Below are 23,730 nucleotides of genomic sequence, written 5' to 3' on the forward strand. Positions count from 1 at the left end.
CACTGGCGGGGCTTTTCTTATTCAGCGGCGCAGGTTGGAGACGCCGGCAGCTTGGTATCCGCCGGTTCGACCAGAACCGGCTTCGGGTATAGCGCTTCCCATTCCTGGGCGGCGACGGCCGCATAGGTTTTGCCATCAGTCGAGGCGTCGAACACAGCCCTCAGGCAGCGCGTTTCCACCGTATCGAAGGTCACGTCATTGAAGGCTTCGGTCGAGGTGCCGTAGGCGCTGGCGTTCGGCACCGGCAGCCATTTCTGCTCGTTCCAGTACTCCAAGTGCCAGGCCTTGGGCGCGGCCACGCCGACGCCGGAACCGGCGGGCTGGTCGTTCCAGAAGCGGATGCGCGAGCCGTTGAACTTCAGTGGCTGTTCCCACTGATAGACCACCCACTGCTGCGCCGGATTGTTCGGCGACCAGGTGCCCCAGGTGTCGGGCGGCAGCGGATTGGCGTGGACCTTGCCGTCATTCAGCGCCTTGATCCAGTACTGCACCGGCACCGGCGAATTGGAGGCGACGATGCGGGCCGCCGGGGCGACATTTCGTGTAGCCACGGCCGGCGGCGCCGGCGGATGGGTCGGGATCACCTTGTCGATCCGGGCCGGCGAAACACTGTCGTCCCAGGTCACTTCGTCGATCGAGACGCTGCGGCGGAAGTGATCGCCGCCGGGCGAGTCGGCATTGTGATAGGCCAGATACCACTTGCCTTTGTACTCAACGATACCGCCGTGCGAGGTGGTCGAGGAGACCGGATCGAGCAAGACGCCCTGATAGGTCCACGGGCCAAGCGGTGATTTCGCCGTGCCATAGGCCTGGCAGGCATAGTAGACGGCCTCGGTACAGTCCGAGTCCGGCCCCGCCGAATTGCCGGCATACATCAGGTAATAGGTGCCGTTGCGCTTGAAGAGCCAGGCCGCCTCGAAGAAGCCCTTCAGGCCGGTGATATCGACCGGCTTGCCCTTGAAGGTCACCATGTCCTTTTCCAGCTCGACGCCCTTCAGGCGGCCGAACGTGCCCCAGTAGAGATAGACGCGGCCATCGTCATCGACCATGACGGTCGGGTCGATGTTCTGGATCTCGTTCTTCACCGGGTAGGATTGCGACACGATCGGCCCAGCCGGGTGGGCGTCGGTCCACGGCCCTGTCGGCGTATCGGAGACCGCCACGCCGATGGCGAACGGGTCCTGGTTTTTGCTGTTCGCCTCGATGATCGGCGCGTACATATAGTAACGCTTGTCCGGTCCCTGCACGATCTGGCCGGCATAGGCCCGCGCCGGGGTCGCCCATTTGAAGACGGCCTCCGGGCGGACGAAATGCGGATTGTACTGCCAGGTGTGCGAGGCCGGATCTTCCGTCTCCAGCATCTGCCATTCGGGCATGATGAAGTCGTTGACGCCCGGCTCGGCGCTATCGCGGCCGGTCAGGATATAGAGCTTGCCGTCCGCCACCAGCGGCGCCGGATCGGTGGTATAGTTCTGGCCGTCGGAAATGATCGGATTGCCGGCGGAATGGACGGTTTGCCAGCCATCTTGGGCATGGGCACAGGCCATCAGCAGCGGTAAAGCGCAGGCCGAAAAGATCAGGTTTCTCATGCGGCGGTGCCATTTTCAGTTTTTTGGGCAGCCGCGGCGGTAAACAGTTTCACGCCAAAGACCGGCCCGGCGGTCTTGCCTTCCTTCGGATCGAACTTGATCGTCACCTTGGCCTTGCCCTTGGTCAGTTCGACCGGGATCGGGTAGTCGACATCGATCCAGGCGCCGGGCTGGCGGCCGGTCAGGCGTTCGTGAGCGATCGCCACGCCATCGACCAGGATATCGAAGACGCGGTTGTTTTCCGAACCCCAGTAGGTGGCTTGCAGGATCAGCGGCCCCACATCCTTGCCGTCGCGCTGGGTCTTCATCTCGAACGAGAAGAAACCGAGCGTGCGGGCGTCGCGGCCATTGCGGCCACGATAGACGACCGGATAGGAGATGTCCGATTGCAGGTTGTGGTCGCGCTCGGGCTGCATTTCGCCGAGGTGCATGACATCGACGGAACGCGACGCCTCGTCCTTGAGCCGCGCCTGCTCCGCCTTGTAGGCCACCTGCGCCGTCGCCCATTCGGCGTCGTTGTATTTGCTGAAATAGACGGCGTTGCGGCGGGTATATTGCGCATAGAAGGGCTTAAAGGTCATGTCGCCCGGACGGCCGATGCCGTTCGTCTTGTAGACCGCCTGCTCTACCGAGACCGGCGTGAAACCGGCCAGCAGATCCGCACCCACGAGCGCCGGCGCGTCGCCTTCCCACTTGTCATCGGCCGCGCCGAGATCGGCAGCCATGACCATAGGCCCGCGCATCAGCGCGACGACCTTTTCGTCGCCGGCGGCATGTTCAAAACGCAGATCCAGCGGCAGGTCGAGCGTCACCACATCGCCGGCGCGCCACTTGCGGCGGATCAGGGCGTAGCCCTTGGCGCTGGTCGCCAGCGCCGGCTTGCCATTGACCAGGATCTTGGAACCCGAGGCCCAGCCCGGAATGCGCAGGGCGACGGTGAAGGTCTTGGCGGCAGACAGCTGGCTGACCTTGAAGGCAACCTGGCCTTCGTAAGGGTATTTCGTCTCCAGCTCAAAGGCCGCCTTTTGCGCCGCCCAGTTCAGCTTCGACGGGATGTAGAGGTTGACGAACAGGGTATCACCCGACTGCCAGTAGATCGAATCGCCATGCTTGGAATGGCTTTCGATGCCGGAGAGCACGCAGCACCAGAAGTCGTTTTCCGGCGTCGAGAATTCACGCGCCGTGCCCGACATCAGCGGCATCATGTAGGTGAACATGCCGGTCTCGGGGTTCTGGTGCGCCAGGATATGGTTGAGGTGGGCGCGTTCGTAATAATCGAAGTACGAGCCTTCCGGCGACCAGCTGTAGAGGTGGCGCGTCAGCTTCAGCATATTGTAGGTATTGCAGCTTTCGCAGGTCTGCTCGGTGATATGCTGGGCGATGGTATCCGGCTCGAAGAAGTATTCACGGTCGGCATTGCCGCCGATGGCGAAGCTGTGATGCTGGGTGACGCGCTGCCAGAAGAAGCTGGCGGCATTGCCGTCATCCGCCTTGCCGGTCAGTTCGTGCAGACGCGCCAGCCCCACCACTTTCGGCACCTGCGTATTGGCGTGGTTATTGGCCAGCTTGTCCTCGCCCGCCTTCATCGGATCGAGCATACGGCGATCGTAAATCTTTTCGGAGAGCGCCAGCCAGCGCGGGTCTTTCGTGCGGCTGTAAAGCTCAGCGAAGGATTCGTTCAGGCCGCCATATTCGCAGTTCAGCAGTTTCTGTGTCTGCTCGTCGTTCAGCGCGGCGAACACCTTCTCGATATAACCGCCGAAGCCAACCGCCACGTCGATGGCTTTTGTGTTGCCGCAGTACTTATTGGCGTCGAGCAGGCCGGCGAACAGCTTGTGGAGGCTGTAGAGCGGCGACCAGGCGCCATTGAGATCGAAACCGGCCGAGCGGATATCGCCGGCCATGACTTCCGGGAAGATTTCCTTGCCGTCGACCAGGCTGCCGTCTTTACGCTTGCGCATGATGCCGGCGACATAGCCGTCGCCCTGCGCCGCCTGCACCTTGGCCAACTCATCGACAATATAGTCGACGCGGCGCTTGCATTCCGGATTGCCGGTCTGGGCATACATCAGCGACAGCGCGCTCAGGTAATGGCCCAGGCCTTCGCCGGCGATGGTGTCGGATTCCCAGCCGCCATAGACCTCGCCCTTGACCGGCAAACCGGCGAACTTATGGTAGTTGTGCAGGAAGCGATCCGGCGACAGGAACATCAGGTATTTGGTATTGGCTTCGACCGCATTATAGAAGGGCGACGGCGTCAGGCGCACATCGCTCAGCGGCACCGGCTCGGCCATGGTCGGCAAGGCGCCGCCCGTTCCCTTTGCGTAGGCCCCGCTGGCCAGGCTCGTCAGCAGCGTGCCGGCGGCGGTGCCACGCAGCAGAAAACGGCGGTCAATCTGAGGGGCATGTGGCAGTATCGGGCGGGTCATTGGAAAGCCTCGTTATGTGAATCCGGTAGTTGCGCGACAATGATTATACTGTATACAATTGTCTGGCAATACCGATGTGTTTCTTTAAAGCGTCATGCCAAAAAGTGCCGGAATTTCCTTTGGCACTTTTTGGAAATACATGATGCGTCTGCAAAAAATGAGGTCATCGCCGATGAAAGCTCTGCTGAACGCCACCGCTCTTACCCTCGTCCTGACCTCGCTGGGCGCCTTGCCTGCCATGGCCGACACCGCAACGGATCAGAAGTTCGAGTCCATATATAAGACCGAATGGGACTGGCGCAGCAAGCAGGAGGCGGCCAATGAAGATTCGGCGCCCGGCGACGTGGCGGCGCACCTGCCCGACGTTTCGGAAAAGGCGCAACAGGCCAAGCTGGCCTATTGGCAGGACGTGCTGAAGCAACTCGACGGCATCGACGTGAAGGCGCTTTCGCCCAAGGAGGCCGAGAACTATCAGGTCTACCGCTTCCAGATCGAGACCCAGATCGCCGACCAGCAGTTCAAGGTCTACCAGCGCCCATTGAGCGGCGACACCTCCTTCTGGGGTGATCTGGCCGGCATGGCGCGCGGCACCTTCCGCACCGAGGCGGACTACCGCAACTATATCAGCCAGCTTGACGACATGCCCCGGTATTTCAAGGACAATACCGACAATATGCGCGCCGGCCTGAAGCGCGGCTTCACCCTGCCACGTATCTCGCTGGAAGGCCGCGACGCCACCATCACCAGCATCCTTGATGCAAAGTCCGTCGAGGACAACGCCTACTACCTGCCGTTCAAGTCGATGCCGGCCACCATCCCGGCGGAAAAGCAGGCCGAACTGAAAAAGCTGGCCGCCGCCGCCATCACCGACAAGGTCATCCCGGCGCACAAGACCCTGCTGAAGTTCATGCGCGAGGAATATATGCCGGGCGCGACCAAGTCGATCGCCGCCTATGACCTGCCCAACGGCAAGGCCTTCTACCAGTCGCAGATCCGCGAATACGCCACGGTCGACATGACGGCCGACCAGATCCACCAGATCGGCCTCGACGAAGTGGCCAAGATCAAGGCGGAAATGCTGGCCGTCAAAACCGAAGTGAAATTCGACGGCGACCTGCCGGCCTTCAACAACTTCCTGCGTACCGATCCGCAGTTCTACGTCACCAAGCCGCAGGACCTGCTCGATCGCGCCGCCTGGACCGCCAAGGAATTCGACGGCAAGGCCGCACAGTATTTCGGCCGCATGCCGCGCTCGCGCTTCGCCATCATCCCGGTGGCGCCGGAACTGGCGCCCTTCTACACCGGCGGCCGCGGTGGCCCCGGCGGCTACTGGGTCAATACCTGGAACCTGCCGTCGCGCCCGCTCTATTCGCTGACCGCCCTCACCCTGCATGAATCGGCGCCCGGCCACGCCTGGCAGATGCCGCTGGCGGCGGAAAACAAGTCCCTGCCGCCCTTCCGCCAGTACACCTATATCTCCGCCTATGGCGAAGGCTGGGCGCTCTATTGCGAACGCCTCGGCGTCGAGATGGGCATGTACCACACCCCTTACGAGACCTACGGCATGCTCAGCTACCAGATGTGGCGCGCCGCCCGTCTGGTGGTCGATACCGGCATCCATTCGCAGGGCTGGACGCGCGAGCAGGCGCAGAACTACCTGCTGGAAAACACCGCCCTATCCAAGCACGAAGTCACCACGGAAGTGGACCGTTATATCGCCTGGCCGGGTCAGGCGCTCAGCTATTATCTCGGTGAGGCGGATATCTGGAAGAACCGTCACAAGGCCGAGGCTGCGCTGGGCGAGAAGTTCGACATCCGCCAGTTCCACGATGCCGTGCTCGAACTGGGTTCGGTGCCACTGCCGGTGCTGGACGCCCGCATCGATCGCTTCATCGCCGAAGGCGGCAAGGGCCCCTACGCTGACGAGGAATAGTCCTTTGGCGAGGAACAGGATGAAGCGCGGGCTGCTGACTGCCGCCCTTTTCGCTGCTCTGTCGGCCAGCCCCGCGCTGGCGACAGAGGCGGAACGGGCCGTCATGGCGAAGGCGGAAATCCCGTCCTTCGATGCCCGCGTCATCACCCGCCCGCCACAGTGGCTGAACCTCGATCCGTTCTACCAGAAATACGCCGATGCCGGCGGCATACCGATCATCGGCTCGCAGAACGTACCCGACGCCGGCATTCTGGTGGCGCGCGATATCGTCCTCTACATGCTGTCCGAGCGCCCGGATATCCGCAACCAGCTGATCCGTAATGGCGCCCGCATCGGCATCATGGCGATCGACGAGACCACCACCGATATCCCCGAACAGCGCGACTGGAAGAAGCCGGCCATCGACGATCCGCGCCTGTCGAAATGCGACGTGCGCGACTATGCCAAAACCATCGGCCTGCAAACAGACCGCGACTACTGGGCCCAACGGGCGCGCGGCATGGGCGGCACCTACACCACCGGCGCAGCGGAAAATATCCTCGGCGTGCCCGGCACCCGCTATTACGGCGAAAACATCCTGGTCCACGAGTTCTCGCACAGCATTTTCGAGGCCATCCGCACCGCTGATCCGGCCCTGGCCACGCGCGTCGAAACCGCCTACGCCCACGCCAAGGAAAAACGCCTGTGGCAGGGCGCCTACATGGCCAACACGCTCGATGAATACTGGGCCGAGGGCACGCAGTTCTGGTTCAATTCCAACAAGGCCTATATCACCGACACCCTGACGGTGGTCAATGCCGATGACTTCCAGGCGCACGATCCGGAGTTCTACGCTATCCTGTCTGAAGTCTATCGCTGGGATCACCGCATCCCGGCCGATGTCTACTACATGCACCCCGCCCGCATGAACACCGCCCATATCCGCCTGGACGAAAGCGGCAAGGCCAAGGACGACTGCTTCTCGTGAAAATGAAAAAGCCGCTGCCTCCGATGGAAGCAGCGGCTTTCAGACAGTGCCGATAACGTACTAGTCGAGCAGACGGCGCTTCAGAAGCGCGACATCGGCATCCGTCAGGCCCAGGTCCTCATGGACGTAGCGCGCCATACCACCTTCACGCTGGTCGATCGCGTTAAAGGCGCTGTTCAGGTACTGCGCATCCACGCCCATCATGGCCTTGACCACATCGGGCGGCAATTTCATGAAAAAGGCCATCTGGGCGCTGGCCTGGCTGCCGGGCTGCGGCATCACCGGCTTGTAATACTGGTTCGACAGCAGATAGTCCTCGGTCGCCGTTTCGCGCGAAACGCCCAGCACGGTCAGGATCAGCGCCGTCGCCACGCCGGTGCGGTCCTTGCCCGCCGTGCAGTGGTAGACCAGCGGCGTATTGCCGTCGATGATCTGGCGGAACATGCGCTTGTACTGGCTGGCAAACTGGAACGGCGCCTGGGCATAGAACGACGACATCATGGTCCTGGCCTTGTCGGCCGTGACGTCCGGGGACATCAGGGCGGCGAAGGCCGAAGACGGATTGCTGTAGTCCTCGGCATAGGTGGTGACGCCCATGTCCGCCGGCCAGATGTTTGGATCGGTCTGGCGCTCGTCGGTCGAGCGAAAGTCGATCTCGGTCTTGATGCCCAGCGATTTCAGATAGGCGAAGCCTTCCGGCGTCACCTGGCCGAGGCTGGCCGAACGATAGAGGGTGCCCCACTTCACATGGTGGCCATCGGCGGTGGCGTACCCGCCGATGTCACGGAAGTTGTTGCCGCCGGCCACGGCCAGCACGCGGATATGCCCATCGGCCGTGGTGACCGCCTGCGGCGCTTCAAACGCGTGGGCGGCAAAGGCGGGCACGGCGGCCAGCAGGGCTAAGGCACAGACGTGCGCCATCATCTTTGAGATTTTCATCTGTTTGTTCCTTTTGTTGAAAATCAGTACTTCACGTTCAGGTCGAGGCCGTAGGTGCGCGGCTCGTTGAAGATGCCGTAATTGCCGAGCGAACCGCTGCCCTTGTAGAAGACGTGCTGCTCGTTGCCGAGATTGCGCGACCACAGCGACACCTGCACCTTGTAGCCGCCATTGCCGACCGCGATATCGGACAGGGCCAGGCGGGCATTGACGATGGCGGACTTGTCGGCCAGGGCCGCGTCGCTGGACGTGGCGTGATAGGGGCTGGCGAAGTTGGCGTCGAGGTGGGCGCGGAAGGTCATCTCACCGATGGGGCGGTTGTAATCCATGGCCAGGCTGTGGGTGGAGCGCGGCGTATTGATCGCATAGACCGTGGTCAGGGCGTTATTGGCGAAGGGATTCGGCGCCTGCGGCAGGGTGATGTCGGTGCGCGCCAGACTGGCCGAAACCGTGAAGTAGCGCGTAATCGCCGCCGTCAGGTCGGTTTCGAAACCGGAGGTCTTGCCGGTGCCGGTGGCGTTGGTCGTTTCCAGGGTGGCACGGTTGCTGCCGCCGACGGCGAAGGTGGCGTTGAAGTCGATCTGCGCGTCCTTGTAGTCGCCGTCAAAGGCGGCGATGTTGAAGCGGACGCGGCGGTTGAGGAACTCGGTCTTGGCGCCGATTTCCGACATGGACACCGATTCCGGATCGAAGGTGCGGTAGGTCAGCGAGCGCGAATTGGCGCCGCCGGCCTTGGAACCGGTGCTCCACTTGGCGTAGAAGTCGAGATTAGCGGTCGGCGTAAGGCTGGCGATGACCAGCGGATCGAAGCGGCTCCAGGTCTTGTCCATGGTCTGGACAGCGCTTGTGGTCACGCCATCGACGGTAACAACCGGCAAAGCGCCATTGACGAGATCGAGCGAGCCGGACTTGTGGTCCTGGCTGGCGCGGCCGCCAACGGTGAAGTGCATCATCTTGTTGGCGAAATCCGGCGTCCAGGTGGCCTGGCCATAGGCGCCGACACTGTGGGCACGGGCATGGCTGGCGCGATCGGGGAAGGCGTTCGAAGCGACCCACTGATCCTCGGACAGTACAACATACGAAGTCGACGAACCGTTCCACTTCAGGGTGTTCGGCGTCCAGGCGTTGTCGTTGACGCTTTCCTGATAATAGAACAGGCCGCCGATATAGGTCAGGCTGTCCGTCTTGCCGACAAGCTGGAATTCCTGGCTGAACTGGTTCTGCGCGAAATTGGCCAGGCTGTAGCGGCCGAACGTGCTGGTCGGCGCCGACGTCAGCACGTAGGCGAACAGGTTGGTCGAGCCGTTGTCATACTGCGACTGGGTCAGTTCGCGATAGGAGGTGATCGACTTGAACTTCAGCTTGTCGTTAAGGCTCCAGTCGACGGTCAGCAGGTGGCCCTTGGTGTCGCCGACGCTGTATTGCAGCGGCACGCCGAAATTGCCGACCGTGGCGCGTTCCGGCTGGAGCGCAGCCAGCGGCGACATCGGGTAAGACCCCTTAGTGAGAAGCTGGACATAGTAAGGCGTCGTGGCGTCGCGCGAGGTATCGTAGGCATAATTGACCGACAGGTCTTCGCGTGGCGCCCAGCGCACCGACAGGCGCGCACCGCGCTTGTCATAGGCGTTGAAATCGGGGGCGCCGGCCAGCGGGTTCTTGACCGTGCCGTCGCGCGAGGTGTTCAGCACGTCGATCTTGGCGCTGAAATCGTGCCAGGCCGGCAGATCCAGGTGCAGTTCTTCGCGCTGGCCGCCATAGTTGCTGACGCCGACCGTGGCGTTGAGCTTGTAGGTGCCGGAGGGCTTCTTGGTGACGATGCTGACCGCGCCGCCTTCGGTATTGCGGCCAAACAGCGTCCCTTGCGGACCACGCGCCACTTCGATGCGGTCGATATCGAACAAGGCGGTGCCGAGGCCTTGCGCGCGGCCCATATAGACGCCGTCGACATAGACGCCGACGCCCTGGTCGCGGTTCGGCTGGTTGGCGTCGGTCATGGCGCCGATACCGCGGGTATTGATGATCAAGGCCGAGCTGCGGGCGAAGAAGGGGGCGACGCGCAGGGCTGGAATGGCGCCGTCGGCGAGGTCGGACAGCGACTGAACATGGCGGTTGGCCAGGTCGTCGCTGCGCATGACGGAGATGGCGATCGGCGTCTTTTGCAGATTGGTTTCCCGCTTCTGGGCGGTGACGATGACCTCGACCAGACCGGTTTCTGCCGGCTTGCTGTCCTGAGCCTGCGTGTCCTGGGCGTGCGCCGCCGGCGCGATACCCGCCAGAGCCAGCAGGCCCGTGATTGCCAGCCCGGAGGCTGAGGTGAAGAAATTGCCCTTCATCGAAATGTCCCTTTAAGCCACTGCCATGACCGACTGCCGGCCTGGCCCCCAACGCCTCCCGGGCGTCACTGATGGCGGCAATTAGAACGTTTGTACGTCAAATGTTGAACAGTTGTGTGAAGCTATTTTGACAACCGAGCGCCGATTTCATCCGCCAACGGATGTGTGTTAGCTCTGGCATTTGCGGTGAAAATCTGTCTATAAGGGCGTGTGGCGGAATGCGGAAATACAGGCGCGCCACACGTGATGGGGATGGATACCTGGTGCGATATAGTTCCAATAATATAAATAGTTTTGAGGCGAGCGAAACCAAAAACAGAGGCGCCGCCGACCGGCTTATAGAGGTGGTGAATGGCATGTGGGCAACCCATGGCCGAGGCGCCATGTCCGCGCGCCAGGTCGCGCAAACAGCCGGCGCCACCACCTCATTAATAAATTATTATTTTGGCAGTTTTGAACAGTTGTTATTATCAACTCAGAGCCAGGTCATCGCGGCCACACGCCAGTGGTGCGACCGTCAGTCCGCCGCCGTGGCCGGATTGTCCGGCCTAGATCCGGACGCCTCCGGCCATGTCATCGCCGCGCTGATCGACGATCTCTGCACGAACCATCGCCCCCTCGCCTTCGCCTGGGCCGAATGCCAGATGCTGTCCGCCCGTCATCCGGCCTGGCTGCCGGCCGCCAGTGAATGGCGGCTGGTCTGGACGGAGTTCTGGCAAAAGGTCGCCCCCGCCCTCGGCCTGGCGGATAACGCCGAGGTCACGCGCATGTTCTTCAATGGCGAGACCTCGCTGCACCGCATCCGCTGGCAGGCCCCACTCGATCGCGCGGCCCTGTCCGAGACCTGCGTCTCCTGGATGCGCCTTCTGCATACCGGCCGAACCGGCCCCATGCCGTTGCGCGATCACGCCCGCGCCCAGGCGATCGAAACCCCGGCGCCGGCCCTGCTGGAAGGCACGATCGAACGCACCATCGCGGATGCCGCCGCCGATCTGATCGGCCAGGCCGGCGCGGGCGCCATCACCCACCGGGCGGTGGCCCGGGCCTCGGGCGCCAATCTCGGCTCTGTCACCCACCACTTTCCGACCAGCAACGCCCTGATGAGCGCCGCTTTTGAGCGCATCTATGCCCGCGTCACCCAGGAGGGCGCCATGGATATTCAGGAGGTCTCGCACATGTCGGGACAGGCCTTTGTCGAGTCGATGGTCTATTACAGCCTGGCCTCCGACCGCTCCGGCATGCTGGCCATCGACGAACTGACGGCCGCGGCGGGGCGCGACGCCGGACTGGCCGCCTTCGGCGGCATCCTGCGCTATACGCGCGGCAAGTCTTCCCTGCGCCTGCTATCGCGTCTTACTTCGGATCCAGCCTCCGACCAAGGGCCACTGGGCCAGGGGGAAGCCGCCCTTTTCTCGGCATGGATACAGGGCATGGGCCGCGACACCCTGAGCGTCGGCCCCAATGAACGTCCGCGCGCAGTGGAACCTTGCGTCCGCCGGATGCTCGACATCATCGGCGTGCGCGACTGATCCACCCGAAGCTGGCTATAAAGGCACCTGCAGCCCGGTCTTGATGCGATCCAGCACGACAATCGTCCTGTAGGCCTGCACCAGCTCGTTATCGGCGAACAACCGTGCCGTCCGTGCCTCATAAACCTCCATGGACGGCACCAGCAGAATGACGATCAGCCCCGCAGTCCCTGCCACGCGGTAGCATTGCTGCACCTCCCCGGCCTCCCGGAACATGGCCTTCACACGGGCGACCGTCGCCGACCTGTCGTTCACCAGTGTGGCCTCAACAATAAGGGTGATCGCAAAGCCGACCTTTGCCGGATCAACCAGAACCGTACTTCCCCGGATGACGCCCTCCGCCTCCATGCGGGCGATCCGCCGCTGCACCGCTGCCGGCGACAGATTAACCTGCGCGGCGATCTCGCGCTGCGGCCGGGCGGCATTATCCTGCAGGCAGCGCAGGATGGCGATATCGAAGTCATCGAGCTTTTGATTGGAAATCGACAAAAAAGCCTCCGAAACGGGTGAGAATTGCATATGTTACGCCAAATCACCGTCCAATACTCATGTTGAGTGAGCGAAAATGCAAGCTCAGTATATGAGGATGCTTTATGGACGATCACAAGGAACTGGATTCAAAAGCCATGGGCCTGATGGTGGCCCTGACCGCCACCTGGGGATTGCAACAGGTGGCGCTCAAGCTCGCGGCGTCAGACATGGCCCCCGTCTTTCAGATCGCCCTGCGTTCAGGCGTGGCCACCCTTCTGATCGGCGGGCTGGCGCTCTTTCAGGGCGCCGGGAAGGCTTTGCGCCCCTTGCTGTGGCCGGGCTTGCTGGCCGGTCTTTTCTTTGCCCTCGAATTCCTACTGGTCGGCGAAGGCCTGAAACATACCGACGCCTCCCGCATGTCGATCTACCTGTACACCGCGCCTGTTTTTACCGCGCTCGGCCTGCATTTCGTGCTGCCGAACGAGCGCCTGAAAGGGCTGCAGTGGCTCGGCATCGCCCTCGCCTTTGCCGGTGTCGTAACGGCCTTTCTCGGCCGCGACTCCACTGCGCATACGCATAATAATCACTGGATTGGCGATCTGATGGGGGTCGGCGCCGGCCTGGCCCTGGCCGCCACCACCCTGACCATCCGTTTCACGCCACTGTCGTCAGCGCCGGCGACCGTGACCCTGTTCTATCAACTTCTGGTCGCCAGCCTTTTGTTGGGCGCGGTCACGGCCATGACCGGCCAGACACACGCCCAAGCGAGCCTGACACTGATAGGCAGTCTGGCTTTCCAGACCTTCATCGTCTGCAGCCTCAGCTTTCTGGTCTGGTTCAGCCTTTTACGCACCTATCTGGCGTCACGGCTGACCATCATGACCTTTCTTACGCCCGTGTTCGGCGTCCTGTTCGGCGTGGTCCTGCTGAAGGAACCGCTTGGAGCGGGCTTCATTGCCGGCGCCGTCATGGTCCTGGCCGGCATTGTGCTGGTCAGCCGCAAGGCGGTCACGCCGGCCCGGCTCCGGTCCGTTCAGCCCCTCACCTGCGTGCCCCCCGGCGCCCGGCCACCGGAGGATCAGCGCCTGTGAGAGGGCGAATGCACGGCATCAGAAGCCTATCTTCACACCCATGTCCGGCTTGACCCGGCTTTCATCGCTCAAGCGGTCGAGAATTGCCTCGGCATCGGCCGCCGGGGCATGACGCAGTTGCCGGGCCACCACGGCGAAATCCCCGGGCGTCAGGTTGCGCAGGGCCACCAGTCCCGCCGGGGCCGGCAGGCCGAAGAAGCGCACGAAGGCGCGCCGCAGACGATCCGCCCCCAGCGGCCTCAGATCGAGCTTGAAGACGAAGCGGCGCAGCGTGGCCGGATCGAGCTGCCCTGGATGGTTGGTCGCGGCAATGACTGGCAGCGGATGGCGATCCAGCCAGGTCAGCATTTCATTGACCTGACCAACCTCCCACGAACTGCGCGCCCGCGTGCGGTCGTACAGCAGCGAATCCGCCTCATCGAACAGCAGCACTGCTTCCTGCCTGCGGGCATCCCCGAAGGCCTGGGCGATATTCTGCTCGGTCTCGCCCACCCATTTCGACAGCAGATCGGACGCCCGGCGCACCAGCAGCGGCCGGTCGAGCACCCGCGCCAGATGATGCGCCAGGGCCGTCTTGCCGGTGCCCGGCGGACCGGTCAGCAGCAGAGACACATCCTGCAGACCCGGTTCGCGGCCTGACGCCTGCAGGCTGTCGAACAGGGTCACCAGCGGACGATCGGCCTCATAGAGGTCCAGATCGAGCGCGCCCGGCCCGTCCATCGGCAGGTCGCCACCACGCAGGGCACGCACCAGAGAGGTGGCCGACCGCAATCCACAGTCCGCGTCGCCCGCCAGACGCGCCGCCTTCAGGGCAACACGCAGCACGCTCGTGGCTTCCGGCGACCGGTCGACCAGCCTTGTCATGGCCTCGTCCGGCAGGCTGCCCTCGTCGCGGGCGATCCGGCCGAGAATACGTTGCGCCGCCTGCCGTGGCGGGAAGTCAAGCTTCAGGATGAAGCTCATCCGCCGCAGAATGGCGTCATCGATATTGCCGACGGCATTGGTCACCCAGATGACCGGCGCGGCATTGGTTTCCAGTATACGGTTGACGAACACCTTACTGCCCTCGCGCTGCGAGAACCAGTCGCCGCGTGACCGCTGCGCGCCGCCGATCAGGTCTTCCATCTCGTCGAACAGCAGGACAGCGCCGCTGTGATCGCCCAGCACACGCTGCGCCATCAGCAGGGCCAGGACGCGATCCCGGCGCGACGGTTCCTCGCCATCGTCGTCCGCCTCGCCGATACCATGCAGCGGGCAGTCCGCCGCGGCTGCCAGGGCACGCGCCAGCTCGGTCTTGCCGGTGCCCGGCGGACCGTGGATCAGGATGTTGACGCCATGCGCACGCTCCCGGCGCGCGCCCTCAAGCAGACGCACCAGAAAGGCCGTATCGTGGACATGGGCGAAATCCGTCAGATCGAGCGCGGCGGCCTGGCGCTTGCCGGCCAGGGCCTCCGCCAAATCCTCGGGCGCGGGCTCGCGGTCGAGAATACGACCGAGCGCCCAGCTGATCTCGACCGGATCGTCATGCCTGGCGCGCACGCCAAAGGTCAGCAGGTCCAGTTTCAGCACCTCGCTCGATCGCACCCGGGGGCCGGCTTCCAAGGGATCGGCGCCGGCGAGTTCGCCCAGCACCGCCGGCAGGTCCCGGATGGAGTCCGCCATCTGGTTGAGCAGATCGGCCAGGCGCGGCAGGCGCGTGCAGGCAATCATCAGGGTCAGCAGCCGGGCATCGAAAGGCCCGAAGTGCAGCAGACGACCGAGTTCATCGGCCAGGTCGAGCACGCGCGGACGCGTGTCTTGCGGCGTCGGCGCCTTTTCCAGGTCGGTCAGGAAAGGCTTCAAGCCCCAATCGATCTGGACCAGCGTCTTTTCACCCGACGCCTTGCTGGCCGGTTTCTTTTTTTCAATACGCGCCGCCCCCAGCAGCCAGACGCGGTTCGCCTCGGCCCAGGTCATCAGCTTCTGCGCCGGCGGGGATACCGGCACGAGATCGCGTGCGATCCGGAGCACGAGGCGCCGGACGATGGCATGTTCGTTCATGGTTTTATCTTCGTCTGTTCGGCGGACGCGCGATCCCGCGCATCTCGCGATGTTCCCGTTCGGTCTTCAGTGTTCAGAACCAGGGTGTGGCCCGGGCGTTCCCGCCCCGCCACGGCGCCAATGGGGCGCTCAGACGAAAGGCAGGATCGCGGCGGGCTTCAGACCCCGGCTGTTATTCGATCCCAACAATGCATATTCTCCATCTGGCCGCGCATAAGGCGGCACAGCAAGCGCTATAGTTAATTTTGAAACGATGCACAAGCCGCCTTGCCAATATGCCACGCAGGCGTCACATAAAAGACACAGGCAGCGCCGTGTTACCCCGCCTCAGCCTAACCGCGTATCGCCGCTTCGATCTTCGCCACATCGATCTTGCCCATGTCCATCATGGCTGCAAACGCCCTTTTCGCCACGTCGCCCCCCTTCGCCATGGCCTCGGTCAGGATGCGCGGCGTGATCTGCCAGGATAGGCCCCACTTGTCCTTGCACCAGCCACAGGCGCTTTCCCGGCCGCCATTGCCGACAATGGCGTTCCAGTAGCGATCGGTTTCGGCCTGGTCGTCGGTGGCGATCTGGAAGGAAAAAGCCTCGCTGTGCCTGAAGGTGTCACCGCCGTTCAGGCCGATGCACGGTATGCCGCAGACGGTGAATTCCACAACCAGCGCGTCGCCGGCCTTGCCGCCGGGGAAATTCGCCGGCGCCTTGTGGACGGCACCGACCGCACTGTCCGGAAAGGTATCGGCATAGAAACGCGCCGCCTCTTCGGCATCGTGATTGAACCACAGGCAAATCGTGTTTTTGGACATGTTTCCGTTCCTCTGTTGGCCGCTCTTTCGCTTCAAGCCAGCCTTCCCGCCAAACTACACATATCCCTGCCCGCACCGACCATCACAAGTTTGAGAGGTTACATTTTTGTAAAATTTTAGTAACCAAACTCTATGTAAGGTTGCAAAAAAGTGGAGGTAAAAACAATGCCAAATAGATTTCTGTCCGATACCGTTGTCGAATATTCCCGGCCCCTTCAAGGGCAGGCGGACGAGGTCACGACCTGCACACGGACCGCATGCCTGAGCTTTGTCATCGTGGCCCAGTATGGCGGCCTGGAAGAACCCGGCACGGATATCTGCGCCCAGAAGATCGCCGGAGACACGTTAAGCGTTCACACGCTGGCGTCACGTCATAATCGGACGGCGGCCGGCAGCGATCTCACCGGCCGCCCCGTCCACAATCGCCCAGAAGGCATCGCCCTGGTGGAATCGTGTCAGACCGCCCTTACCATACGCGGGCGTTACACGGCGCAGGAAATGGGCAGCGACATCTCGATCGACGGCCTGGACAAGGCCCTGGCGTCCTCCGTCGCCCACGCCTTGTGCCATGCCGAATTCGAGGTTCGGATATTGAATTTGCCCAGCCGCGCCAAACATGCCGATAACCTCTGCAACCGGGGCCTGCGCGGGCGTGGAATCGAGCTGGATCTCAGCCACGACCTGCGTGAACGCCTGATGGCCGACCCCGGCCTGATGGGCCAGTTCGCCGCCGCCGTCCGCAGCGGGCTGCAATCGGTCCTGGCCGACTGCTGACTCCTTATTGTGGAAAAAGCTCGACGTGGGTCTCGGCCGTGCGGCCGAAATAGACCACCCGACGCCCGAGCATCGAGACGATATAACCGGCGCAACCGGCCGCCATCACCTTTTCGCAGAAGCCGCGATAGGTGTAGCCTGCCACGCCCGCCTGGGCTTCGCGGATCGCCGCCTGGACTGCCGCGGCATCGAAAACGGCGGCGACAGGCACTCCCACCGCCTGAAACGACAGTTCGAGGCTGTCACCATCCGGCTGGTAATAGGCCTTGGTCGAGCGGCGAAAATCGACGCTGTAACCCTCGATACCGGCCGCGTTCAGTGCCGCCAGGATCTGCGGGAAGGCCATGCGGTCCTGTTCGGTGGCCTCATGGCAGTCATGGATGATGGCTGTGACAGATGCGTGCATGGACGCGCTCCTTTTTTGAAATCTAGCTGATGGGGACGGCCGTCAGGCCGCGCCGTGCGATAATATCCCTGAGCAGGCGCTCGATCTGGTCACGCTCGGCCGGCGTCAGATGGCCAAAGAACGCGGCGTCGTTCTGATCCGCCAGCGCCGACAGTTGCGGGATCAGCCCCTGCCCCGCCAGGGTGATCGCCAGGGTCTGGGCGCGCGCATCGTCGGGATTGGCTTCGCGGCTGACCAGCCCTTTGGCGATCAGGCGATCGGCCAGTTTGGTGATGGCGCCGCGCGTCATGCCCATGCGTTCCGCCAGCCGGCTGGGCGCGATGCTGTCCACATCGTAAAGCTCACGCAGCAGCACCCACTCCGCCACGGTGACGTCGCGGTCCTCCAGCTTGCGGGCAAAGGCCTGCGAAACATGGTTGGAGACAAATCTCAGCCAGAAGCCGAGATGAGACGTCAGGTGGGCGGGCTCGACAGGATCAGTCATGGCGACCTCATTTGTTGACTAGGAAATTACATTAGATAATTTCCTAGTCAACAAAATAATCGAAAAAGAACCGGCAGAGTGATCTGCCGGTTCCCGTAACTATACGCGGTCGATGGCTTCCTGCGGCTCGGTGAACCATTTCGCACCGTTTTCGGTGACATACATATGGTCTTCGAGGCGAACACCGAAGGTATCGGGCACCACGATCATCGGCTCATTGGAGAAACACATGCCCGGCGCCAGCGGCGTGGTGTCGCCGCGCACCAGGAAGGCCGGCTCGTGAATGCTGAGACCGATGCCGTGACCCGTGCGGTGCGGCGTGCCCGGCAGGTTGTAGTCCGGACCCAGGCCATGCTTTTCCAGCACGACGCGGGCGGCGTAATCGACTGCCTCGCATGGCAGGCCGACCTCGACACGGGCAAAGGCAGCGGCCTGCGCCTCCTTCTCTATATCCCAGATGCGCTGATATTCCGGCTTGGGCTGGCCGAAGATATAGGTGCGGGTGATATCCGAGGTGTAGCCCTGGACGTAACAGCCGGTATCGACCAGTATCAGATCGCCTTCCTTCAGACGCTGTTCGCCGGGCAGGCCGTGCGGAAAGGCCGTGCCACGTCCGAACTGGGTGATGACGAAGGAATTGCCCGAAGCGCCCAGCTTGCGGTGCGCCGCCTCGATGAAGGTGTTCACCTCCTTGGTGGTGATGCCTTCATAGACCATCCGCGCCACAGCCTTATGGACCAGAATGGTCATGTCCTTGGCCTGCTGCATCAGGGCCAGTTCGGCCGCCGACTTGTACATGCGGCAGCCATTGATGACCGACGAGGCTTCCTTGATGTCCAGCCCGGTTTCACGACCGAGGCGGCTGACCATCTCGAACGACATGGCCGGATCGACCGCGATCACCTTGCCGCCCCAGTCAGCCATGGCCTGGCCGATCAGGGCATGCGGGCTTTCGTGTTCCTGCCACAGGCGGAACTCGGCCGTGATCTTCATGTCGGCTTCCAGCGAACCCAGCTCGAAGAACGGGCAGATCATCAGAGGCTCACCCGTCACAGGAATCAGCAGGCCGACCAGGCGCTCCGAAGCGCCCCAGGGTACGCCGGCGAAATAGTTGAGGCTGGCCCCGGCCCCGACCAGAAGCGCATCGGCGCCCATGTCGCGGGTCAGCTTACGTGCTTTTTCGATACGCGCCAGACGCTCGGCGACGGTGATGGCCGGCGCCTGATGAGCATAGACCGACAGCTTGGCCAGTTCGGCCTCGGGGGTGGATGAACCGATCATGGGGTATTCCTTAGTTAAAACGCGACAGATCGAAGGCCGCGGGGGCACGGCCACTGCGGATCATGTCGGCGACAATTTCGCCGGTCACCGCCCCCAGCGTCAAGCCGAGATGCTGGTGCCCGAAGGCGTAAAAAAGATTATCCGCCCGCCCGGAGCGACCGATAGCCGGCAGGTAGTCCGGCAAGGTCGGCCGCACGCCGATCCATTCTTTGCCGGCGCCTTCGAACGGCAAGCCCAGATCGGCGACATGGCGGCGCAGGCGCGCCCATTTGCGCGGGTCAGGCGTGGCATCGACCCGATTGAACTCGACGAAGCTCGCTGCGCGCAGGCCATGCTCGAAACCGGTGACGATCATCGAGCGGTCTTCGAAAACCACCGGCGGGAAGCCTTTCGGCCAGCCGTGATCCGGCGTCTGGATATGGTAACCGCGCTCGGCGATCATCGGCACGGTTTCGCCCAGACCTTCAAGGAGGGATTTAGAGGCAATGCCGGCAGCGACGACCAAGGTATCGGCGGTCAGTTGCTCCCCGCCCGACAGCACCACCCAGGCATTCCCTTTGCGGACGATCAGCTTTTCGACACGGTCGCGCAGATAGCGTCCACCACGTTCGATGAAGCGCTCCTTAAGAGTTTCCAGCATCCGGCGGGTATCGGCGATCTGCGCCGTGCCGCTGAAACGAATCGCCCCGTGGATCGGCGTCCGGGCCAGGGCCTTCAGCTGCGCCATTTCCTCATCGGTGACCGGGCGCAGGCTGGCCGTGCCGGTGTCGGAAGACGACCAGGACTTCAGCCCCTTGGCGGCGCTTTCCGGCGTTTCCCAGGCGACAAAGTGCCCGTCCTCGCACAGCAGGTCCGGTGTCCCGATGTCGGCCACCCGTCGTTTCCAGGCCGGCATGGCCGAGGTCAGCAGGTCGCGCATCACCGCCGTGCCATGGGCGAAACGCTTCGGTTGCGCCGCCGCCAGAAGACGCAGCGAAAACGGCAACCAGGCGAAAAACCCTTGCGGCGGCAGGGACAGGGCCCCTCCGCGCATGAACCAGCGCCGCCAGGCCGATTTCATCGTAGCCATGGAGGCCAGAGGCTCGACCTGTTCGGTCGCGATATGTCCCGCATTGCCGTAAGACGCCGAAGTCTCGCTGCCGATATCGCACAGCGTCACCTGCCCCCCCTCCGCCTGGAGCTGGAGCGCGATATTCAGGCCGATCACACCGCCACCGATAATTAAACTACTTTTGGAGGCCGTCATTCGTCCTTGTCATCCTTGTTGCAACACAGCATGGTACATAGTATACAGTATAAACTCATACGCAAGCAATTGGGGGAGTCTCTATCATGACAATCGACTGGCGGGGTGTATTTCCGGCCGTAACGACGCAATTCAACGAAGACCTTTCGATCAACTACGCCGAGACCCAGCGGGTCGTCGACGACCTGATCAAGGACGGCGTCACCGGGATCATCGCCATGGGCACCTGCGGCGAGAACAACTCGCTGCTGGCCGAAGAAAAGCGCACCCTGCTGAAGGCGATCGTCGAGGTCGTCGCCGGCCGCGTTCCGGTTGTCACCGGTGTCTCCGAACTGACCACGCCCCTGGCCATCGCCTGGGCCAAGGATGCCGAAGCCCTCGGCGCCACCGGCCTGATGCTGCTGCCGGCCATGGTCTATGTCCCCAAGACCGCCGAACTGGTCGAGCACTTTACGCAAGTGGCCAATGCCACCACCCTGCCGATCATGCTCTATAACAACCCGACGGCCTACCGCGTCGCCATCACCAACGAAGCGCTGGAAGCCCTGCGTCCGGTGAAGAACATCGTTGCCGTCAAGGAATCGACCGCCGACACCCGCCGCTTCACCGACATGGTCAATGCCTTCGGCGACCGTTACGTGCTGTTCGCCGGTCTCGACGACGTGGCCTTCGAAGGCCTGCTGTTGGGCGCGCAGGGCTGGGTCTCCGGCCTGACCTCGGCCTTCCCGCACGAATCCGTCATGCTGGTCAAGGCGCTGGAAGCCGGTGACATCGCCACCGCCCGCGAGATCTACCGCTGGTTCCTGCCGCTGCTGCACCTCGATGCCGAGCACGATCTCGTCCAGTCGATCAAGCTGGCCGAGCAGATCATGGGCCGCGGTTCGGAACGCGTGCGTATGCCGCGCATGCCGCTGACCGGCGCCCGTCGCGCCGAAGTCACCGCCATGGTCGAAAAGGCTGCCGCTACAAGGCCAAGCCTGAAGATCACAAAAGCCGCCTAAGTCATCATATGACGCCATACAGGCGGTCATAACCATCCCGGGCCCAATTCAGAGCCCAAAACAGCACATTAAAGTAACGAAATTGTCAGATTTTGTCATTCTATCCTGTGTTGATCTCTTGTCACCATGCGAAATGGGTGCCTAGATGTTGTATATATTATAAATACAGAGTCGGGGATTCGCCGGACTTCCGGTGAGTCTCCGCTCCAGTCGGACGCTGTACATGAGCATTGTGGTTCAAACCCTTTCCGAACAGATTTTCTCCCTGGTGCGTGACCGCATCATTTCCGGCAAGATACCTACGGACGTCGCCATCCGCCAGGACGCTCTGGCCGCCGAACTCGGCGTCAGCAAGATTCCCCTGCGCGAAGCCCTCGCCCGCCTGGAACAGGATGGCCTGCTTCTGTCGCAGGCCAATCGCGGCTTCTTCGTTCGTCCGCTGAACGCCGATGAGGTCGAGGAAGTCTACGCCCTGCGTCTGAAACTCGAACCGGAAGCCGTGGGCGAAGCCGCCAAGGTGGCAACTGCAGCCGACAAGGCCGCCGCCCGTGAAGCGCTGGAAGCGCTGGATGCTGCCGCCGCCAACGACAAGACGCAGGTCGGTCGCCTCAACCGCGCCTTCCACATGTCGCTGGTTCGGCCGCTGCACCGTCAGGTCACCATCCAGATCATCGAGCGTCTGAACATCATTTCCGAACGCTATGTCGGCAAGCACCTGGAGCCGGCCGGCCGCGACGACCGCGCCCATAACGAACACCTGGCCATGCTCGACCTGTGGTCCTCCGGCAAGTCCGAAGAGGTCGCCGCCCTGATGCGCCAGCATATCGGCATGACCCTCGCCGACCTGCGCAAGCAGTTCGAGACCGAGAAAGCCTGAAGCGTTTCTCAATATCACATAGAAAAAGGCCCCGGAGTGATCCGGGGCCTTTTGTTTTACTCAGCTGCCTGGCTCTTGGCTTCCTTGCGAACCCGGCTGTTCCAGCGGCCGTAGGAGAAATAGAACACCAGGCCGATCGCCATCCAGATCAGGGTGAAGACCTGGGCTTTGACCTGCAGGCTGGAGAAGATGAAGATACAGCCCCCAATGGTGATCAGGCCGACCACCCAATGGGCGGGCGTCTTGAAGGTGCGCACCACGTCGGGCAGTTTCTTGCGCAGCACCAGCATGGACAGGGCCACGGCCACGAAGGCGATCAGGGTGCCGGCGTTGGAAAGCGCCGCGATCTCATCCAGCGGGAAGAAGCCGGCGAAGGCGGCGACAAACAGGCCGGTCAGGGTCGTGATCAGGGCGGGCGAGCCCTTGGCATTCACCTTGGCCACTACCTGCGGCAACAGGCCATCACGCGCCATGACGAAGAAGATACGGCTCTGGCCGTACATCATGACCAGAATAACCGATGGCAGGGCCACAAGTGCCGCGCCGCCAACCAGTGACGCGAACAAGGGCTGCCCCAGGGTGCGCAGCACATGCGGCAGGGCTTCACCGGAGAAGGCGAACTGGTGGAAGTCCACGGCACCGATGGCTGCGCCGGCGACCAGCATATAGATGATGGTGGAAACACCCATCGAGCCCAGGATGCCGATGGTCAGGTCACGGCCGGGATTCTTGGCTTCCTCGGCCGAGGTCGATACGGCGTCGAAGCCGAAGAAGGCGAAAAAGACGATGGCGGCGGCGGCCATGATGCCGTATTTCTTGCCTTCCATCTCGTGCGCCAGGAAACCATAGGGCGCGAACGGATCGTAATTACCGGCCTTGACAGCCGGCAGGGCGAAGAAAATAAAGGCGCCCAGGGCCACGATCTTGATGATGACCAAGAGAATGTTGAGCGTGGCGCTTTCGCGCGCGCCGATCAGCAGCAGGCCCATAACGGCGAGCGACACCAGAACGGCCGGCAGATTGATCAGGCCGCCGGCATGGGGGGCGTTCATCAGCATGGCCGGCAATTGCAATCCGACGCCATCATGCAACCAGCCAAACAGGTGCGCCGACCAACTGACGGCAACCGTGGAACAGGCCAGGGAATATTCCAGAATCAGCGCCCAGCCGACGATCCAGGCAACGACCTCGCCCAGTGCCGAATAGGTATAGGTATAGGCCGAACCCGCCGTGGGGATCAGGGTCGACATTTCCGTGTAGCACAAAGCCGCACAGGCGCAGACAAGGCCGCACAGGGCGAAGGAGATAAGCACGCCCGGCCCCGCCAGGCCCGCGCCGGTGCCGGTCAGCGAATAGATGCCGGTGCCGATGATGCCGCCGATGCCCAGCGCCATCAGGTGCGGCCAGCTCAGTGTCTTGGCCAGCGCCTTGCCGTCTTCTTCCGCCCGGTAGAGCGGCTTCAGCGGTCCGAAAAGTCCCATGTTCAAGGTCCCCATTACAGAAAAAGTAAAGGCCATCATCCGGGAACGGACGA

Annotated in this window: 19 protein-coding genes; 7 read left to right on the top strand and 12 right to left on the bottom strand. The window is 62.7% G+C overall.

What is annotated here, in order from left to right; genetic code table 11:
* Window positions 1-17: 17 nt before the first annotated feature.
* Together QM647_RS16305 and QM647_RS16310 are read right to left on the bottom strand one after the other, a co-directional pair.
* Window positions 18-1,589 carry a family 43 glycosylhydrolase gene (locus QM647_RS16305; protein WP_414996609.1) on the bottom strand — a complete coding sequence of 524 codons (1,572 nt, stop codon included), beginning with the start codon at window positions 1,587-1,589 and terminating at the stop codon, window positions 18-20.
* Window positions 1,586-4,018 carry a beta-L-arabinofuranosidase domain-containing protein gene (locus QM647_RS16310; RefSeq protein ID WP_414996610.1) on the bottom strand — a complete coding sequence of 811 codons (2,433 nt, stop codon included), beginning with the start codon at window positions 4,016-4,018 and terminating at the stop codon, window positions 1,586-1,588. Before QM647_RS16310 ends, QM647_RS16305 begins: the two co-directional genes overlap by 4 nt.
* A 172-nt stretch (window positions 4,019-4,190) precedes the next feature.
* Between QM647_RS16310 and QM647_RS16315 the strand changes: the two genes are divergently transcribed.
* Entirely contained in the window at window positions 4,191-5,951 is a 1,761-nt protein-coding gene (locus QM647_RS16315; RefSeq protein WP_414996611.1) for a DUF885 domain-containing protein, read from the top strand.
* Between the two features lie 19 nt (window positions 5,952-5,970).
* Entirely contained in the window at window positions 5,971-6,918 is a 948-nt protein-coding gene (locus QM647_RS16320; protein WP_414996612.1) for a glycoside hydrolase, read from the top strand.
* Window positions 6,919-6,978: 60 nt separating this feature from the next.
* On the opposite strand, the gene QM647_RS16325 is transcribed toward QM647_RS16320, so the two are convergent.
* Together QM647_RS16325 and QM647_RS16330 are read right to left on the bottom strand one after the other, a co-directional pair.
* Window positions 6,979-7,857, bottom strand: a complete 879-nt coding sequence (locus tag QM647_RS16325; RefSeq protein ID WP_414996613.1) for a tyrosine-protein phosphatase — start codon at window positions 7,855-7,857, stop codon at window positions 6,979-6,981.
* 23 nt (window positions 7,858-7,880) lie between these two features.
* The gene (locus tag QM647_RS16330) at window positions 7,881-10,190 is read right to left on the bottom strand and encodes a TonB-dependent receptor (RefSeq protein WP_414996614.1); all 2,310 of its coding nucleotides are present in this window, start codon (window positions 10,188-10,190) and stop codon (window positions 7,881-7,883) included.
* Between the two features lie 383 nt (window positions 10,191-10,573).
* Between QM647_RS16330 and QM647_RS16335 the strand changes: the two genes are divergently transcribed.
* Window positions 10,574-11,719 (top strand): TetR family transcriptional regulator, encoded by a 1,146-nt coding sequence (locus QM647_RS16335; RefSeq protein ID WP_414996615.1) that lies wholly within the window; start codon window positions 10,574-10,576, stop codon window positions 11,717-11,719.
* A gap of 15 nt (window positions 11,720-11,734) precedes the next feature.
* Here QM647_RS16335 and QM647_RS16340 read toward each other — a convergent pair whose 3' ends face one another.
* The gene (locus QM647_RS16340) at window positions 11,735-12,208 is read right to left on the bottom strand and encodes an Lrp/AsnC family transcriptional regulator (RefSeq protein ID WP_414996616.1); all 474 of its coding nucleotides are present in this window, start codon (window positions 12,206-12,208) and stop codon (window positions 11,735-11,737) included.
* Between the two features lie 104 nt (window positions 12,209-12,312).
* On the opposite strand from QM647_RS16340, the gene QM647_RS16345 reads away from it, so the two are divergent.
* Entirely contained in the window at window positions 12,313-13,281 is a 969-nt protein-coding gene (locus QM647_RS16345) for a DMT family transporter (protein WP_414996617.1), read from the top strand.
* An 18-nt stretch (window positions 13,282-13,299) separates the two neighbouring features.
* Here QM647_RS16345 and QM647_RS16350 read toward each other — a convergent pair whose 3' ends face one another.
* Window positions 13,300-15,321, bottom strand: a complete 2,022-nt coding sequence (locus QM647_RS16350) for an AAA family ATPase (protein WP_414996618.1) — start codon at window positions 15,319-15,321, stop codon at window positions 13,300-13,302.
* 332 nt (window positions 15,322-15,653) lie between these two features.
* On the bottom strand, window positions 15,654-16,127 hold the full coding sequence (locus tag QM647_RS16355; RefSeq protein ID WP_414996619.1) for a VOC family protein: 474 nt from the start codon (window positions 16,125-16,127) through the stop codon (window positions 15,654-15,656).
* Window positions 16,128-16,292: 165 nt separating this feature from the next.
* Between QM647_RS16355 and QM647_RS16360 the strand changes: the two genes are divergently transcribed.
* Complete coding sequence (locus QM647_RS16360) at window positions 16,293-16,901, top strand: poly-gamma-glutamate hydrolase family protein (protein ID WP_414996620.1); 609 nt, start codon at window positions 16,293-16,295, stop codon at window positions 16,899-16,901.
* 4 nt (window positions 16,902-16,905) lie between these two features.
* On the opposite strand, the gene QM647_RS16365 is transcribed toward QM647_RS16360, so the two are convergent.
* From QM647_RS16365 to QM647_RS16380, 4 genes are all read right to left on the bottom strand, one after another.
* Window positions 16,906-17,307: a DUF1398 family protein gene (locus tag QM647_RS16365; RefSeq protein WP_414996621.1), complete on the bottom strand. Its 402-nt coding sequence runs from the start codon at window positions 17,305-17,307 to the stop codon at window positions 16,906-16,908.
* Between the two features lie 22 nt (window positions 17,308-17,329).
* Window positions 17,330-17,791 carry a MarR family winged helix-turn-helix transcriptional regulator gene (locus tag QM647_RS16370; protein WP_414996622.1) on the bottom strand — a complete coding sequence of 154 codons (462 nt, stop codon included), beginning with the start codon at window positions 17,789-17,791 and terminating at the stop codon, window positions 17,330-17,332.
* Between the two features lie 99 nt (window positions 17,792-17,890).
* The gene (locus QM647_RS16375; protein ID WP_414996623.1) at window positions 17,891-19,072 is read right to left on the bottom strand and encodes a M24 family metallopeptidase; all 1,182 of its coding nucleotides are present in this window, start codon (window positions 19,070-19,072) and stop codon (window positions 17,891-17,893) included.
* Window positions 19,073-19,082: 10 nt separating this feature from the next.
* A complete protein-coding gene (locus QM647_RS16380) occupies window positions 19,083-20,318 on the bottom strand; it encodes an NAD(P)/FAD-dependent oxidoreductase (protein ID WP_414996624.1) in 1,236 nt (411 codons plus the stop codon).
* Window positions 20,319-20,404: 86 nt separating this feature from the next.
* Here QM647_RS16380 and QM647_RS16385 point away from each other — a divergent pair, with 86 nt between their 5' ends.
* Both QM647_RS16385 and QM647_RS16390 read left to right on the top strand, forming a co-directional pair.
* Complete coding sequence (locus tag QM647_RS16385) at window positions 20,405-21,319, top strand: dihydrodipicolinate synthase family protein (protein WP_414996625.1); 915 nt, start codon at window positions 20,405-20,407, stop codon at window positions 21,317-21,319.
* 223 nt (window positions 21,320-21,542) lie between these two features.
* A complete protein-coding gene (locus QM647_RS16390) occupies window positions 21,543-22,196 on the top strand; it encodes a GntR family transcriptional regulator (RefSeq protein WP_414996626.1) in 654 nt (217 codons plus the stop codon).
* 56 nt (window positions 22,197-22,252) lie between these two features.
* Here the strand turns inward: QM647_RS16390 and QM647_RS16395 are convergent, their stop codons facing one another.
* On the bottom strand, window positions 22,253-23,677 hold the full coding sequence (locus QM647_RS16395) for an APC family permease (protein ID WP_414996627.1): 1,425 nt from the start codon (window positions 23,675-23,677) through the stop codon (window positions 22,253-22,255).
* Between the last annotated feature and the right edge of the window lie 53 nt (window positions 23,678-23,730).

It is taken from the genome of Asticcacaulis sp. (assembly GCF_047605585.1).
GTDB lineage: Bacteria > Pseudomonadota > Alphaproteobacteria > Caulobacterales > Caulobacteraceae > Asticcacaulis.

Excerpts from the sequence above, each read along its gene's own strand:
- QM647_RS16305 (WP_414996609.1), bottom strand. The coding sequence starts at position 1,589 with ATGAGAAACCTGATCTTTTCGGCCTGCGCTTTACCGCTGCTGATGGCC.
- QM647_RS16310 (WP_414996610.1), bottom strand. The coding sequence starts at position 4,018 with ATGACCCGCCCGATACTGCCACATGCCCCTCAGATTGACCGCCGTTTT.
- QM647_RS16315 (WP_414996611.1), top strand. The coding sequence starts at position 4,191 with ATGAAAGCTCTGCTGAACGCCACCGCTCTTACCCTCGTCCTGACCTCG.
- QM647_RS16320 (WP_414996612.1), top strand. The coding sequence starts at position 5,971 with ATGAAGCGCGGGCTGCTGACTGCCGCCCTTTTCGCTGCTCTGTCGGCC.
- QM647_RS16325 (WP_414996613.1), bottom strand. The coding sequence starts at position 7,857 with ATGAAAATCTCAAAGATGATGGCGCACGTCTGTGCCTTAGCCCTGCTG.
- QM647_RS16330 (WP_414996614.1), bottom strand. The coding sequence starts at position 10,190 with ATGAAGGGCAATTTCTTCACCTCAGCCTCCGGGCTGGCAATCACGGGC.
- QM647_RS16335 (WP_414996615.1), top strand. The coding sequence starts at position 10,574 with ATGTCCGCGCGCCAGGTCGCGCAAACAGCCGGCGCCACCACCTCATTA.
- QM647_RS16345 (WP_414996617.1), top strand. The coding sequence starts at position 12,313 with ATGGACGATCACAAGGAACTGGATTCAAAAGCCATGGGCCTGATGGTG.
- QM647_RS16350 (WP_414996618.1), bottom strand. The coding sequence starts at position 15,321 with ATGAACGAACATGCCATCGTCCGGCGCCTCGTGCTCCGGATCGCACGC.
- QM647_RS16355 (WP_414996619.1), bottom strand. The coding sequence starts at position 16,127 with ATGTCCAAAAACACGATTTGCCTGTGGTTCAATCACGATGCCGAAGAG.
- QM647_RS16360 (WP_414996620.1), top strand. The coding sequence starts at position 16,293 with ATGCCAAATAGATTTCTGTCCGATACCGTTGTCGAATATTCCCGGCCC.
- QM647_RS16365 (WP_414996621.1), bottom strand. The coding sequence starts at position 17,307 with ATGCACGCATCTGTCACAGCCATCATCCATGACTGCCATGAGGCCACC.
- QM647_RS16370 (WP_414996622.1), bottom strand. The coding sequence starts at position 17,791 with ATGACTGATCCTGTCGAGCCCGCCCACCTGACGTCTCATCTCGGCTTC.
- QM647_RS16375 (WP_414996623.1), bottom strand. The coding sequence starts at position 19,072 with ATGATCGGTTCATCCACCCCCGAGGCCGAACTGGCCAAGCTGTCGGTC.
- QM647_RS16380 (WP_414996624.1), bottom strand. The coding sequence starts at position 20,318 with ATGACGGCCTCCAAAAGTAGTTTAATTATCGGTGGCGGTGTGATCGGC.
- QM647_RS16385 (WP_414996625.1), top strand. The coding sequence starts at position 20,405 with ATGACAATCGACTGGCGGGGTGTATTTCCGGCCGTAACGACGCAATTC.
- QM647_RS16390 (WP_414996626.1), top strand. The coding sequence starts at position 21,543 with ATGAGCATTGTGGTTCAAACCCTTTCCGAACAGATTTTCTCCCTGGTG.
- QM647_RS16395 (WP_414996627.1), bottom strand. The coding sequence starts at position 23,677 with ATGGGACTTTTCGGACCGCTGAAGCCGCTCTACCGGGCGGAAGAAGAC.